Raw genomic sequence first — 14,664 nt, 5'->3', positions numbered from 1 at the left:
TACAGGAGGTTTTCGATGGGAGCTTATATTTTTAAGAGGATGCTTATTACGATTCCCATGCTTATTGCTGTATCATTTATAACCTTTCTATTAGTTAGTTTTTCCCCCATAGAGCCTGCTGAGATTGTGTTACAGGCTCAAGAGGTGCCTGTTATTACGGAAGAATTACTGCATCAAACGAATGAAGAGCTTGGATTTAATAAGCCATTTCTTACGCAATATTTGAATTGGCTGATGGCAAGCCTGCATTTTGATTTTGGTGATTCCTATGTGAAAAATGAATCGGTTAAGAATCTTATCCAGCCCGCCTTTAGTAATACATTAAAATTGACGATCGCCTCCTCGACTATCATTGTGATTTTTTCTATAGTATTTGGCGTAATTTGTGCTCTCCATGAAAGACAGGTTGTTGATCGAGCATTAAGTGCGATTTTGATGTTATTGACGGCTATACCAACCTATGGGTTAGGTGCTTTATTTATAATTCTGTTTTCCGTCAAACTTAATCTTCTACCAACTAGTGGAATGGAGGATGGACTCAAAAGCTATGTTTTACCTGTTATCGTATTAGCTCTGGGGTATATTGGCATTTATTTCAGAACAATTCGTAGTGCGATGCTTAATCAGGTACAGGAGAATTATGTACTTTATGAGCGGGCATGTGGCCTATCAGAAGGAAAAATTACTTGGCATATTTTACGTAATTCACTACAGGTAGCGGTATCAATATTTTGTATGGCAATTCCGTTAATTTTAGGTGGAACAGTAGTGATTGAAAATATTTTTGCCTGGCCTGGCTTGGGGAGCTTAAGTTTAAATGCCATTCTAAGCAGAGATTATCCAGTTATCCAAGCATACGTTTTGATTGTAGCTGCTGCATTTGTTGTTTTTAACATGCTTGCAGATATGATAAATGTTGCGTTGAATCCTCGTTTAAGGAGTGGTAGTAGATGATATCTATAAAAAATTTAAGCAAAGATAGAGTCGGTTTATTTTCCTTGCTTTTTATAGTGCTTGTCATGGTAGTCGGTTTGTTTGTACCAATGCTAGCACCACATGATCCACTGGCTGTAAGGATGGAGCTTCGTTATGCACCACCTTCCTGGAAGTACTTACTTGGAAACGATCATTTAGGTAGAGATATTTTTTCAAGAATTCTATACGGCATTCGACCTAGTGTACTCTGGGTGTTTGTTGCTTTGATTATTTCTACTTCATTAGGGGCATTGCTCGGCTTTTTATCAGGGTATTATAGAGGGAATGTAGATGCGTTAATTATGAGAATCTGTGATGTGATGCTTTCTTTTCCTACATATGTTATTACCATTGCTATTGTAGCTATTTTAGGTGTGGGCTTAGAAAATATTCTAATTGCTTTTATCATCATAAAATGGGCGTGGTTTACTCGTATTATTAGAACATCTGTATTGCAGTATGTGGAGATGGATTATGTAAAATATGCCCGTACTATTGGTATGTCCCCAGTCCATATCATCCATAAACATATTCTACCATTAAGTTTTTCAGATATAGCAGTTGTAGCAAGCAGCTCAATGAGTTCAATGATGCTGCAAATATCGGGTCTATCTTTTTTAGGGTTAGGTATGAAAGCACCTCATGCAGAATGGGGAATGATGCTAAGTGAAGCAAGGGAGGTTATGTTTACCCGTCCAGAATCAATGATTGCTCCAGGTGTTGCTATAGTAAGTGTAGTATTAGCTTTTAATTTTTTCTCAGATTCTTTACAGGTTGCACTTAATCCAAAACTGCGACAGCCAGCAAAACGGAAAAGAAACAATTTTCAATTCATGCTACATAAAAGAGAGGTGGCGAAATAGGAGATGGTTGTATTAGAGGTCAAACAGTTAAAAGTTTGGGATGAACATACAGGGCTTGTCATTGTTCGTAATACCTCTTTTAAGCTAAACAGAGGGAAATGCCTTGCCATTGTTGGTGAGAGTGGTAGTGGCAAATCACTTACTTGTCAAGCTATTATGCGCCTTACAAAAAAAACGTTCAAACAAGCAGGTGAAATTTATTTAACTCATGTTCCTTTACATGAGTTATCTGAGCAAGAAATGCGGAAAAAAAGAGGTAAACATATATATATGATCCTTCAAAATGGAATGACAGCATTTGATCCTTCTTGCAAGATAAAGGTGCAGTTAATGGAAATATTAAAAACTCATTTTGATTGGAATGAGCAGGCAATGGAGCAAAAATTGACGCAAGCTATGGAGAGTATCAATTTAAGGAATGCCAAAAAAAGTTTAAATTGTTATCCATATCAGCTATCAGGTGGAATGCTTCAGCGAATAATGATTGCATTAGCATTAGTGCTAGAGCCAGATGTAATCATTGCAGATGAACCCACTACTGGGCTGGACACCATTTCACAATTTGAGGTAATAAATCAGCTATTGAAGCTTCGCCAAACAATGAAAAGTGCTATTATTTTTGTTTCCCATGATCTAGGAATTGTTCGCAAAATTGCTGATGAGGTGATAGTGATGAAGGGTGGAGAGGTTGTCGAAAAGGGGAGTGTGGAGAGGATTTTTACGAATCCATCCCATGACTATACAAAATTTTTAATGTTCACTAGGGAGGCTTTAGGTATCAAATTTAAAGAAATAATGGAGAAAAGCTATGCTGCTAAAAGTTGAAGATGTCTATAAGTCATATGGGGCAAAGGGTTTTTTCAAAGGTTACCAACAAACCATACTTGAAAATATTAATTTAACATGTGTACAGGGAGAATGCTTGGGGATTATTGGTGAAAGTGGTAGTGGCAAATCAACACTTGGGCGATTATTAACGGGTATTGAAAAGCCTGATAGCGGTACTATTACAATCGCTGGAAGGGATATTTTAAATAGGCAGCAGCGTTTTGGCAATATAAGTGTTGTTTTTCAAGATTACCGTTCCTCTATCAATCCGTTTTTTTCTGTAGAAGCAGCTATTTTAGAGTCCTTAAAAGTAGCTAAAAGAAAGAGAATAAAGAAAGAGAATCTAGATATCCTTATTGATGAATTGCTTTTAAAGGTCGGACTGTCACCGCAATACAGAAGTAAATACCCTCATGAATTATCAGGTGGAGAGGTTCAACGAGTATGTATAGCAAGAGCAATTTCTACTGAGCCAAACTTTATAGTATTAGACGAAGCAATTAGTTCATTGGATGCCACAATACAACTACAAATTTTAGATTTACTGATAGCTTTAAAAAATGATTATGGTATGGGCTATATCTTTATTACGCATGATCTCCAAGCGGCAGCCTATATTTGCGATCGAATGATTATTTTTAAGGATGGGCAAATACAAGAAACACTCGATATAAAAGACTTATGTCATGTAAAATCCGTTTATGCTAAAAAGCTATTGCAACATCATATATCCTTTTAAGAAAATTTTAAGAATAAGGGGGGGAGCATGTTGAAGGGTGCTATGTCATGGCCATTTATACGACTTTATGTACTCGTATTGCTTTATTTCAGTGCAAACTCTATTTTAAATATATTTATTCCATTACAGGGGGAGGCACTTGGTGCTAGCAATACGACAATTGGTATTGTGATGGGTGCCTATTTATTTACAACAATGCTTTTTCGCCCCTGGGCTGGGCAATTAATCGATCAATATGGTCCAATAAAGGTCTTACATATTATTTTACTGGTCAATGGCTTGGCTTTAATCTTGTATACGGTGACGGGTTTAGGTGGATACCTGTTAGCTCGGATTATGCAGGGAATATCAACTGCCTTCTTTTCAATGGCTTTACAAATTGGTATTATAGATGCTTTACCTGAGAAAGATCGATCTCAGGGAATTTCATTATATTCATTATTTTCGTATATACCGGGTATAATAGGACCTCTTTTGGCGTTGGGAATTTGGCAACAGGGAATGAATACATTTACGATCGTTATGGTCACAATTGCCATTGTTACAGGAATTGTTGGCTACAGCTCTAAAATAGGGGGAAAAGAACCGCTCGCACCCAAAAAAAATCAAAAAAAGATAACCGTTTTTTACTCATTTAAAGAATTAATTAAAAATCGAATTTTCTTGAAATGTAGCATCATTATGCTTGTGTCTTCCATTGTATTTGGGGCAGTTACGACATTTATTCCATTATATGCACAGCAAATAAACAAGGGTAGTGCGGGAATTTATTTGATGCTACAGGCAGCAGTAGTGGTATTGGCACGCCTAACCTTAAAAAAATTTATTCCTTCAGATGGAAAATGGCATAATCCTTTTATGATGACTGCTATGATTATTTTAGCTTGTGCTGCATGGGCTGTAAGCTTTGCTTTAGAGGGCGGTATTCTTTTCTTTTATGTAGGCTCAATTTTAATGGGTCTTGCACAGGCAATTGTTTATCCAACACTGACCACCTATTTAAGCTTTGTTTTAGACAAGGATAATCGGAATATGCTATTAGGTTTATTTATTGCCATGGCAGACTTAGGTGTTTCGCTCGGTAGTATGATGATGGGACCAATTGCAGATGCTTTATCTTTTTCCTATATGTATGGTATATGTGCATGTTTAGGCTTGCTCATGGTATTGTTTTCATTTGAAAAAAGAGCAAGTTATTGAAAATAGTAATTATCACTATTTTCAGTGATATGTTTTTTCCTATTCTGTGAACTTACAAACTCCCGCTGAATCTAGATAACCCCGACGTATGGAAACGGATATTGGAGGGGAGCTTTTTTGCGAGCTCAATAAAATCCGGAGGCAATGACACTGAGGCGTAATTGATATCTCTAAAGGTATAAAAATCATTACAACAGGCAAACCTTTTATGAGACTAGTTTCCATGAAAGGGGAAATTGAAGATGACTACGATTTTAACAGCAAATAAACGTGAAAAAGGGCGTCGCTCATCATTAACACAGCTTAGACAGAACGGTGCTATTCCAGGTGTTGTCTATGGCTATCAAATGGAGTCAACGGCCATCACAGTGGATGCTAGAGCGTTTGCTAAAATACTAGCTACGTTCGGAAATAAAAGTGTCTTTCAATTAGATATGGATGGCAGACAGATTAATGCAGTATTAACAGAGGTGCAACGCTGTGCGCTTAAGGGCAATGTAAAGCATGTGGATTTTAAATCCATCAATATGTCTGAGGAGCTAGAGGTAGATATTCCAGTGACAGTGGTTGGACGTGCAGCAGGAGTCGCTGATGGAGGATTTCTTTTACAGCCTAATCGTGAGGTACGCATAAAGGTGAAGCCGACAGAAATTCCTGAATCAATAGAGGTAGATGTCAATAATTTAGCTATTGGGACTTCTCTCTATGTTGGAGATATCCGCCAGCAGTTTTCCTTTGATATTTTACAGGAGGATGATTATACATTAGTGACAATCACACCACCTGCTGCTGAAAATATACAGGAAGATGATACAGTGGACGATACACCTGAAGTGATAGAAGCGACAGGACAAAATACTGCTGAGCCAAAAGAATAGAGTAAAAGAGGAGCCATCTTACACGCGGTAAGTGGCTCCTTGCTGCTTATTGGATAAACTGCTGTATAGATTTACGATAACGGAAATACATGGTTAGGTACATAGCGAAAGCTGCTAAAAATAGCCATGGTGGGATAAAACGCATAAGTGCAAAGGGTGTTTCAAATAAAAAAGCAAAAAGGAAAGCAGAACCTTCTTTATCCCATAAACCTGGCGTAAAATAAGCATCTTTTATATATAGAAACCTAGAAAAGTTGTCATTATTATAAAAAATCATAAACCATATAAAAGAGATGATCGCCCAATTGCTGGAATGCTTCATTAATCGTTTATATTTTGCAATTTGGGAATCATTATCCGAAAATAATTGATCGTTGCCATTTTTTCTTTTTAACCAATAATAAGTACTATCATATGATTTTTCTTTTAATTCTTGCCATCCAAAATCCTCATATAACTGCTTATAGCTAGTTCGGTCTTCTTTCCGAAGATTTTGCTGACAATCGATGCGGATAACCTGCTCAAAATCAGTCGTATTTTTAAATGTATAAAACCCAGCAGAATTTATTTTTGTACAAACCCATCCTTTGGACAGCATATGATTTAACCATTGCTCTTCCTTATCGATATCAAAAAAGATTTTAAACTTTTTCATATCCATCAGCTCCCTCATATAAAGATAAAATTCGCTGCAATCTTTGTTGCTCGGCTGCCAATATTTCTAGTCCCTCAGCTGTTGTTTGGTAAACCTTGCGTCTCGTGTCCTGAGTCTCAACGGGCGAAATCCAATGATATTTCAATAAATTTTCAATTGCTCCGTACATAGTGCCAGCAGCAATTCTTACACTACCAGCACTCATTTCCTCGATTTTTTGCATCATTGCATAGCCATGTAACGGTTCCCGTAAGGCGAGTAGAATATAATGCATGGTTTCAGATAAAGGCAGTAATTTATGCTTTTTCACAAGTTCACCTCATATACAGTTCAACTATATAGTTTGATTATATATAGTTGAACTGTATATTGCAACTGAATAAAAAAAGACAATGCACTTTTTTGCATTGTCTTGAAAGCTTATACTACGGCACTTTTCACGCCAGTCCATCTCATAAATAATTTTTCATTAAAAGTTAAAGCAAATTGTACGATTGGTCCGAGTCCAAAAGCCATCAGCATAGTACCAATACCGATGGGACCACCAAGTAAAAAGCCAATCACAGCAACCGTTACTTCCATAGTTGTTCGGGAGCGTGTGACACTCCAGCCTAGTTTATGAACCATAAGTAACATTAGTGTATCTCGCGGGCCAATGCCTAAATTTGCTACCATATACATACCGCAGCCCCAGCCCAATAAGACTAATCCTGTTAGGTAGGAAACGAGCTGCATCCAAAAACCATCGATGTCAGGCAGCCAGTAGTTAAAAACATCAATAAAAATACCTGCTAAAAACATATCGATAAAAGTGCCTGGTAATGGGAATTTTTTCGTAATAACCATATCAAAGGCTAAGATTGTAAGTCCCAATAAGATAGACCAAGTACCAATCGTTAATCCAATTGATTTCGTTAAGCCGATATGCAGTACATCCCATGAGCCTACACCAAAGAGTTGGCCTTTAATGGTTAATGTAATACCAAAAGAAAGCACAATAATGCCTGTTATGAAAAACAAACAGCGCGTAAAAAAAGCTTGTTTCATTTTTTAACCCTCATTCATCCGTAAATTCCTGTTGTCTATCAAGTTATTATAGCAATGGATTTTCAATATGCCCGAAGATTGTCATTTCACATTTTTCAAAAAAAAAGGTTTAGCTTTTTTGTGAGAGGGCAAAATAGATAATGTAGATGAAAGGATGGGATGAAATGACTTCTGTACGTGATGAAATTTTAGAAGTTTTGAATCGTGAAAAAATAGGAACGATGGCAACAGTAGAAGATGGTAAACCATACTCACGTTACATGACGTTCCAACATGAAGATTTTGTGTTATATACAGTGACAAATAAACATTCTGAGAAAATGGAAGAGCTTCGAAAAAATCCATATACCCATATATTATATGGCTATGAAAATGGAGGCTTTGGTGATACGTATGTCGAAATAGAGGGCAAACTCACAGAAGTACACGAAGAAGGCATTAAAAATAAAATAGCAGAATTTTTTACGAGTATTTTCGTTGGCAATCAGGATGAAATGGTAACACTTAAAATTGAACCAATTCGTATGCGCTTAATGAATAGAAAAGGACAGCCTCCAAAAGAGCTTGAATTTACAAACGACCATGAATAGATGGTCGTTTTTTATGAGCATAAAAATAGCAAAAGCAATAAAATTTACGCATTAGACCGTTGAGTGAACGAAAGTTAAAATATAAGTGGAACAGGGAAAATAATTTAACATATAACATCCGAAAGGAAATAATAATTAATTCATAAACAATTTTACATAAAGACACTTTCGAATAATAGTTAAGTATAGTTAACGGATTTTCAAAGAAATGAATTGTGCGGGCATTCCATTGTTGTCATGGAATATTGACGTAAATCAATTCCATCAAGTAATGAATCGATATATTTTGGCTTTCTTTGATCACTATGTGAAAGATGAAGAGCCTGATCTATTGCTTAGGAAAGAGGAAAAAGAAGACAAGTTCTACTATTTTAAAACTAATATTAAAAATGAATAATAAGTTAATTAAATTGACGAATATCTCTATAATGGGAAGGTCGCTAAGAAAGAGGAAAAAACAAAAAAATGAGAACATGATGAGCTAAATCATTTCACTAGATTTGATTAACAGGGTATTTATTGTAAAAGCCCAAATAATTTTTACAGTAGAAGCATACTAAAAAAAAACGACCTAAAGGCAAGGGAGCTTTTAGGTTGTTTTTCATATTATTAAGCACGAGTCTTTAACTTCTCGTTCAATATTTTTGCTTGGGCTATAGCCTGTGCATCGTTTGCGATTTCTCCAGGCTTATTGCCATTTCCGATAATATAGGAGGAAAAAGGCATTTGTAGGAATTCGAAAATATATTGGAATTGCTGAATCATTGGAAGCCCCTTAATATAGGGATCGTCGCCACCAACAGCAAGGACGATTGCCTCTGTTGTCTGAAGCTTTTCCTTGAGCTGTGGGAAACGCTCGTCACGAATGGCATGACTTAAGCGATCTATCATATTTTTCATGATGCCTGACATGCTGTACCAATAAATTGGTGTTACGAAAATTACAATATCACTTGTCAGAAATGCTTGAATAATTTGATCATAGTTGTCATCTACAAACTGAAAGCCGTTGTCGTCATGACGTAAATCGTGAATTGGCTTTATCATTATATTTTTTAAATCTATTTTTTTATGCGGAATATCTGCTAATACATAATCAGCTAGCTGTTCGCTATTACTCGCGGTTCTGGAGCTTCCGATAAATGCAGTAATGTTCATATGAATCCTCCTCTATCTTTCAGGTTATAACTAGTGTAAACTTAATTTTATTATCGATAAAGCTGAATGTTTCGATGAAATATATCGAAAAAAACGATTTATAGGGGTGGAAATAATGGATTTAAAACAGCTACAAACGTTTTTAACGGCATCAGAAACATTGAGCTTTACACAGACAGCACAGTTGCTTGATTATGCACAGTCCAGTATCACAGCCCAAATTAAATCGCTTGAAGAGGAGCTCGGAGTAATTCTTTTTGAGAGGCTTGGAAAGCGTGTCACTCTTACGGATGAGGGCAAGCGATTACAACAGTATGCCCAAAAAATGCTAGAGTTAGATAACGAAATGAAAAAAGCACTGTCCAATGAACAAGCACAAGTGGTGCTAAAAATTGGCGCACAAGAAAGTCAATGTGTTTACCGTCTACCAAGTATTTTGCAGCAATATCAGAAAGCTTATCCACATGTAAAAATCATTTTTAAGCCCGTCCATACAACTGAAATTGCAAAAGATCTATTACAGTCTGGAATTCTTGATGTAGCCTTTATTTCGGATGCATATAAGGAAACACCTATGTTATATCGTGAGAGACTTATCCAGGAACAATTAATCTTTGTAAGCGCACCAACTAGTATAAAAAGCCATTCCTTATCTGCGCATCAATTATCAGCAGAGACAATGCTTCTGACTGAAAATGGGTGCTCTTATCGCAATCAATTAGAAGCACAGCTAAAGCAAGAGGGGGTGCTATCATTACAAATGATTGAATTTGCAAGTATTGAAGCTATAAAACAATGTGTGATGGCAGGCTTAGGTATTACATTTTTACCGAAAATGGTAGTGGAAAGAGACATAGAGAGTGGACAGCTAGTCGAATTACAGTCTTCGTTCAAGGTCAAGCCTATCTATACAGATATTGCATGGCATAAGGATAAGCATATTCAGCCGTATCTTAGTGATTTCATAGAGATTGCAAAGGATTGGTATCGTGCACTGTAAAAGCAAATGTGCCTATATTTATATGATTTAGGCACCTTTGCTCATGTTGTTGAAATACTATTATGTCAATGAAATCAAGGTGACAAATTAAAAAGTATAGCCCTTTTTCAAAACGAGGGGTTGATCTCCGTTCCGACTGAGTGCTTTCCTGGGGGCGTCCGATGAGCCGCTTGGGGCAACAGGAGGTTGGTCACGAAGGCGTTGTCACAGGACGTGACGCCTTTAGCCTTCGTTCCCCTTATATGCTCGCTCCAGGGTCTCATCTGTGGGCTGAATCCCCGAGGAGTCACTCAGTCTACACTCCAATCAACCTTTGCTCATCGTATTTTCTTCTGGCAATTCACACAAATATATAGTGATAAATTTGAAGTCTTAGCCATCACTATATTGTGCAAAAATGGAGCTTTGATAACATTTTTCTATGCGAAAACAGAGCAGTACTTTATGTAAAGTTACAAAGTAGTTTTATGCATAAAATGTAGGTTAATAGCTGTAGAATTGTACCAATATTCTATCCATTTAATGTTGGTGAGTAACATGCTTTTACTTTACTTTTGAGGGAAGAATATATTTAAAGTTCTACACTATTGCTGATTGGAGTGCAAGGCTACTCGACTCCCGTGGGATAGCGAGACAGACGAGACCCTGCACGGAGCGTCAGCGCAGGAAGCGGCTCGTCGCTCGCCCACAGGAAAGCGAGTAGCCTGGAACGGAAATCACCTTCATTTTGACTAATTATTCACAAAGAGTCCCTTGACTATTTTATTTTTCAACACTATGAGCAAAGGTGCCTATATGATTTAGGCACATTTGCTTTTAATTTGGTGGTCAGATAGCCTTGTTTGTGTTATTCTACTGTTTTTTTAAAGTTCCAGAAAAATTAGTGTCTTCATCATGTGCGGCCCGACAATCCACTTCGGTTATTTTTAAAGCGTTATCAAGTCGCTCGAATTCGATAGCACAGCGATTGCCAGCAGAGGATTTGTTCATTACCGCTTTATTACTTGTAGTAATTGTAGCGGTTCCATCAACACTTCCAGCAGCAGTGCCATCATTTGAAGTGATGAAAATGTTAAAGCTGTTGCTGGTTGCATTAGAAATAATGGCTTCACGGCGGTTAAAATCAGTCGCACCTTTTCCCCATTTATAGCTATAGAAATAGGTACCTTCCCAGGCGCTTTTCGTAGGTGTTGTAAGCCGCAATGTTGGATCAAGCTGATTTTGACCGTTTTTAGCAAGTACATTTAACGACGCATTATTCGTATTTTCATAAATAGCTTGTGCATCTTGAGAAATTTCATAAAAATTTCTTTCATCCATTCGATGAAGTATTGTAACGACTTGAGCACGTGTCATTTTGTTTGTCACGCCAAAAAACTTCTGTAAATTACGATTTTCATACTGTGGATTTTGGCCAGTGGAAATGTAATAATCAAGTAAAAACTGGATGGATTGATCTAATCCACTTTTGCCCTTAGCTAAATGTGTAATCGCTTGAGCAACCACGCCACGCTTGATGGAAGCCGCCCGAATATTATTATCTAGATAGCCGTTTAATGGCACACCATAGCTTGCCAGGCGATTGTAATATTCATCTGACCAGTTGGCAGCAGGGGTTTGTTTTTTTAATTCATCATAGGGTGTTTCCAATTCATAAAAATTTGACAATAATTTCGCGAATTGTTGCTCAGTAATTGTTTCATTAGGTTTAAAAGAGCCATCTGAATAGCCATTTACAATATCGTACTCCTCAGCCCATAAAATAGCTTCATAGGCATAATGATCCTCAGGCACATCTTTAAAGCCTGCAGCCTGTCCCCTGTCCCCACCTGCAATAACAAGCAGTGAAAATAGTAAGGTATACACTAATTTTTTCATTAGTTTTATTCATCCCTTCTAGCTAGTTATACTAATAGTTTGCAGGAAATGGATAAAAACTGCAAATTTTTCTAGTCTCAATTAACAAGTGGTAGAGGAGACTGAGATTTTCAATATGGAAGGGGAGCTGTTAAATGTTACAATGTTTCAATCAATACTTACAAAAATGGATGCCTATTTTAACGCCACTTAGCTTAATCATAGGCGTGCTATTTGAAAATATCGGGCACCAGCTGTTATTTTTAGTGCCATGGATATTTGCCTTTATGACATTTGCGGGTAGCTTAAGTATGAATATAGAAGGAATGAAAAGCTTAAAAAAATATCCAACAGTCATTTTTATAGCCATTACATTTCTACATATTCTCATGCCAATTTGGGCTTATATTGTGTCCACAATCATTTTTCATGAGCATTTTCTAACTATAGGCTTTGTCTTAGCTGTTGCGATTCCAACAGGGGTTACAAGCTTTATTTGGGTGAGCATGTGTAGAGGGAATCTTGCGTTATGTCTTGCTATTATTTTAATTGATACAGTTCTATCACCAATCATCATTCCTGCATTATTACATATCGTTGTGGGGCAAACAATTGAAATCAATACAGCTGGGCTGATGCTAGATTTACTTTGGATGATTGTTGTGCCATCGCTTGCTGGTGTTGTGTGTAATGAGTTAACTAAGGGGAAAATTGCTGTGACACTAGGGAAAAACTTAGCTCCTTTTTCGAAACTATGCTTATTTAGCATTGTCATGATTAATAGTAGTGCGATTGCTCCTTATATGAAAACAATTAGCTGGGAGCTTTTCAGTATTATTTTGGTTGTCTTTCTATTGGCTGTTTCAGGGTATGTCCTATGTTTAGTGCTGGGGCATTATCTTTGGAAAGATAGTAGTATAATCACGATGTTTGTTTTCACAGGTGGGATGCGTAATATTGCTGTTGGGGTGGTTATTGCTACTACCTATTTTCCCGCTAAAACGGTAATGCCCGTTGTATTTGGTATGCTCTTCCAACAAGTATTAGCTTCATTCTTTAGTCGTGTTATGGAAAGATATCAATTAAAATATGGGGGAGCATAATGCAAAAAATATTCGCTATCCTATGAAGGGTAGCGAATATTGATGCTGTGGCTTATTGGGCTGTATAACCACCATCGACTGTTAACGTATTACCTGTCATAAATGTAGAGTCATCACAAGCCATAAACAGGACAGCTTTCGCCATTTCCTCCGGCTGACCTAATCTTTGCATAGGTGTTATTTGACGTAATGGCTCCTTACTTTCCTCAGGAATAATCGGTGTATCAATGAAACCTGGACACAGTGCATTAATACGGATGCCACGAGTCGCAAATTCGAGTGCTAATGAACGTGTCAAGTTTATGACGCCACCTTTTGCCGCATTATAGGCAGCTGAGCCGGGAGAACCAACCCAACCATACATGGAAGCTGTATTGACGATTGTCCCACCATGTCCTTTTAACATTTCTTTAATAGCTGCCTGGGCCATTAAAAATACACCATCTAAATCTACGTTTACCGTATTGCGCCATTCACTGTAGGCCAGTTTCTCTGTAGGTGTAACTCGACCGATTCCCGCATTATTGAACAGGACATTCACTTGTCCAAAAGTATCAATTGTTGTTTGATAAATTTTCGCAACCTCTTCCTCATTCGTCACGTTTGCCTTTACGAAAATAGCCTCTGAACCTGTAGACTGTAATTGTGCCACAAATTCGTTTCCTTTTTCCTCATTTAGATCTACGAGTACGACTTTTGCTCCTTCTGCTACAAACAATTTAGCAGTTGCTGCACCAATACCAGATGCTCCTCCAGTAATGATGGCTACTTTATCTTGTAATTTTCCCATAGTAAACACCCCTAATAAATAATTTCTTACACACTTTGCAAATCGCTGTGTACTTTTATTGTAAAACGCTACAATAAGGAAACAATCATTAAAGTAACTACAACTGTCTAGCTAGTAGACAAAATAGAGAGAAGTGTCTAAAAAAGGAGACGATATTTTGACAAAATGGACACAAAGACAGGAACGAACACGACGTCATTTTTATGAGGCTTTGATTGAATTAATTCAAAAACATGGCTTTCAATCTATAACTGTAAAAGATATTGTTGAGCGTGCTGGCTATAATCGTAGTACGTTTTATATACATTTTCAGGATAAATTTGAGCTTGCCGACAATTTATTGGAAATGATGCTTGATGGACTTGAGGTAGCAGTTGGCAAACCCTATCTATTTGGAGAAAAAGTTTATACAACTAAGCTTAAGGCACCTTCTTTTAATATTATTCATTATATCTATCAAAATCGTACATTTTTTGAATTATTAACTCTAGATGATACAATTCCAAGTTTGCATACAAGAATGCCTCTAACCATTACAAAAATTTATATGGAGCAATTTAAATTTGAAACAATTAACAATCAACCAGTAAATATGGAAATGTTTAAGCACTATACGTCTTATGGATTTTATGGATTGCTGCTGCAATGGATTAACAGTGGCTTTGAAAAACAAGAAGAGGCACTTATTCAAGATATTATCGAGTTAACCAGAACTCATATTTATGCATATGAATTTATCGGCAAACCAAAAATAGAGTGAGTATGCTAAGTATAATGGCTGTTGATGCAATAGAGCTTTTGTTTTGATAGGGGCTTGCTGAATTGATGAGAAAATGTGCAGTATTGACTAGTACTTGTGCTAAATAGAAGGCTACTTGTACTGAATAGAATAACTTGATTTCATTGACATCAAGGTGACAAATTAAAAAGTATAGCCCTTTTTCAAAACGAGGGGTTGATCTCCGTTCCGACTGAGTGCTT

General features: G+C 36.9%; 16 protein-coding genes. 10 read left to right on the top strand and 6 right to left on the bottom strand.

Annotated features, from left to right (window positions below; translation table 11 throughout):
* Window positions 1–15 precede the first annotated feature (15 nt).
* From opp1B to AC3WOM_RS01785, 6 genes are all read left to right on the top strand, one after another.
* A complete protein-coding gene (gene opp1B, locus AC3WOM_RS01810) occupies window positions 16–954 on the top strand; it encodes a nickel/cobalt ABC transporter permease (protein ID WP_492444616.1) in 939 nt (312 codons plus the stop codon).
* Complete coding sequence (gene cntC / locus AC3WOM_RS01805) at window positions 951–1,838, top strand: staphylopine uptake ABC transporter permease subunit CntC (protein WP_492444614.1); 888 nt, start codon at window positions 951–953, stop codon at window positions 1,836–1,838. Before opp1B ends, cntC begins: the two co-directional genes overlap by 4 nt.
* A gap of 3 nt (window positions 1,839–1,841) precedes the next feature.
* Complete coding sequence (cntD, locus tag AC3WOM_RS01800) at window positions 1,842–2,663, top strand: staphylopine uptake ABC transporter ATP-binding protein CntD (RefSeq protein ID WP_492444612.1); 822 nt, start codon at window positions 1,842–1,844, stop codon at window positions 2,661–2,663.
* Window positions 2,650–3,405: an ABC transporter ATP-binding protein gene (locus AC3WOM_RS01795; RefSeq protein ID WP_492444762.1), complete on the top strand. Its 756-nt coding sequence runs from the start codon at window positions 2,650–2,652 to the stop codon at window positions 3,403–3,405. The genes cntD and AC3WOM_RS01795 overlap by 14 nt, the downstream gene beginning before the upstream one ends.
* A gap of 30 nt (window positions 3,406–3,435) precedes the next feature.
* Complete coding sequence (gene cntE / locus AC3WOM_RS01790) at window positions 3,436–4,605, top strand: staphylopine family metallophore export MFS transporter CntE (protein WP_492444760.1); 1,170 nt, start codon at window positions 3,436–3,438, stop codon at window positions 4,603–4,605.
* Between the two features lie 242 nt (window positions 4,606–4,847).
* Entirely contained in the window at window positions 4,848–5,483 is a 636-nt protein-coding gene (locus AC3WOM_RS01785) for a 50S ribosomal protein L25/general stress protein Ctc (RefSeq protein WP_492444610.1), read from the top strand.
* Window positions 5,484–5,529: 46 nt separating this feature from the next.
* Here AC3WOM_RS01785 and AC3WOM_RS01780 read toward each other — a convergent pair whose 3' ends face one another.
* The 3 genes from AC3WOM_RS01780 to AC3WOM_RS01770 all read right to left on the bottom strand — a co-directional run bounded on the left by AC3WOM_RS01780 (window position 5,530) and on the right by AC3WOM_RS01770 (window position 7,185).
* On the bottom strand, window positions 5,530–6,138 hold the full coding sequence (locus tag AC3WOM_RS01780; RefSeq protein ID WP_492444608.1) for a DUF2812 domain-containing protein: 609 nt from the start codon (window positions 6,136–6,138) through the stop codon (window positions 5,530–5,532).
* The gene (locus AC3WOM_RS01775) at window positions 6,125–6,412 is read right to left on the bottom strand and encodes a PadR family transcriptional regulator (RefSeq protein WP_427542893.1); all 288 of its coding nucleotides are present in this window, start codon (window positions 6,410–6,412) and stop codon (window positions 6,125–6,127) included. The genes AC3WOM_RS01780 and AC3WOM_RS01775 overlap by 14 nt, the downstream gene beginning before the upstream one ends.
* 146 nt (window positions 6,413–6,558) lie before the next feature.
* Window positions 6,559–7,185 carry a YczE/YyaS/YitT family protein gene (locus AC3WOM_RS01770; RefSeq protein ID WP_492444606.1) on the bottom strand — a complete coding sequence of 209 codons (627 nt, stop codon included), beginning with the start codon at window positions 7,183–7,185 and terminating at the stop codon, window positions 6,559–6,561.
* Between the two features lie 164 nt (window positions 7,186–7,349).
* Between AC3WOM_RS01770 and AC3WOM_RS01765 the strand changes: the two genes are divergently transcribed.
* Complete coding sequence (locus AC3WOM_RS01765) at window positions 7,350–7,775, top strand: pyridoxamine 5'-phosphate oxidase family protein (RefSeq protein WP_427542848.1); 426 nt, start codon at window positions 7,350–7,352, stop codon at window positions 7,773–7,775.
* A 609-nt stretch (window positions 7,776–8,384) separates the two neighbouring features.
* On the opposite strand, the gene AC3WOM_RS01760 is transcribed toward AC3WOM_RS01765, so the two are convergent.
* Window positions 8,385–8,933, bottom strand: a complete 549-nt coding sequence (locus AC3WOM_RS01760) for a flavodoxin family protein (RefSeq protein ID WP_492444604.1) — start codon at window positions 8,931–8,933, stop codon at window positions 8,385–8,387.
* A 115-nt stretch (window positions 8,934–9,048) separates the two neighbouring features.
* On the opposite strand from AC3WOM_RS01760, the gene AC3WOM_RS01755 reads away from it, so the two are divergent.
* Entirely contained in the window at window positions 9,049–9,933 is an 885-nt protein-coding gene (locus AC3WOM_RS01755) for a LysR family transcriptional regulator (RefSeq protein ID WP_492444602.1), read from the top strand.
* An 852-nt stretch (window positions 9,934–10,785) separates the two neighbouring features.
* Here AC3WOM_RS01755 and AC3WOM_RS01750 read toward each other — a convergent pair.
* Window positions 10,786–11,811: an S-layer homology domain-containing protein gene (locus tag AC3WOM_RS01750; RefSeq protein ID WP_492444600.1), complete on the bottom strand. Its 1,026-nt coding sequence runs from the start codon at window positions 11,809–11,811 to the stop codon at window positions 10,786–10,788.
* A 134-nt stretch (window positions 11,812–11,945) separates the two neighbouring features.
* Between AC3WOM_RS01750 and AC3WOM_RS01745 the strand changes: the two genes are divergently transcribed.
* Window positions 11,946–12,893, top strand: a complete 948-nt coding sequence (locus tag AC3WOM_RS01745; RefSeq protein WP_492444599.1) for a bile acid:sodium symporter family protein — start codon at window positions 11,946–11,948, stop codon at window positions 12,891–12,893.
* Window positions 12,894–12,945: 52 nt separating this feature from the next.
* On the opposite strand, the gene AC3WOM_RS01740 is transcribed toward AC3WOM_RS01745, so the two are convergent.
* Window positions 12,946–13,683, bottom strand: a complete 738-nt coding sequence (locus tag AC3WOM_RS01740) for an SDR family NAD(P)-dependent oxidoreductase (RefSeq protein WP_492444597.1) — start codon at window positions 13,681–13,683, stop codon at window positions 12,946–12,948.
* A 157-nt stretch (window positions 13,684–13,840) separates the two neighbouring features.
* Between AC3WOM_RS01740 and AC3WOM_RS01735 the strand changes: the two genes are divergently transcribed.
* Entirely contained in the window at window positions 13,841–14,443 is a 603-nt protein-coding gene (locus AC3WOM_RS01735) for a TetR family transcriptional regulator (protein ID WP_492444595.1), read from the top strand.
* The last annotated feature ends 221 nt before the right edge of the window (window positions 14,444–14,664 follow it).

The sequence above is a fragment of the Lysinibacillus sp. FW301-JW8 genome (assembly GCF_058788755.1).
This window is presented reverse-complemented; position numbering and strand designations above follow the sequence as displayed.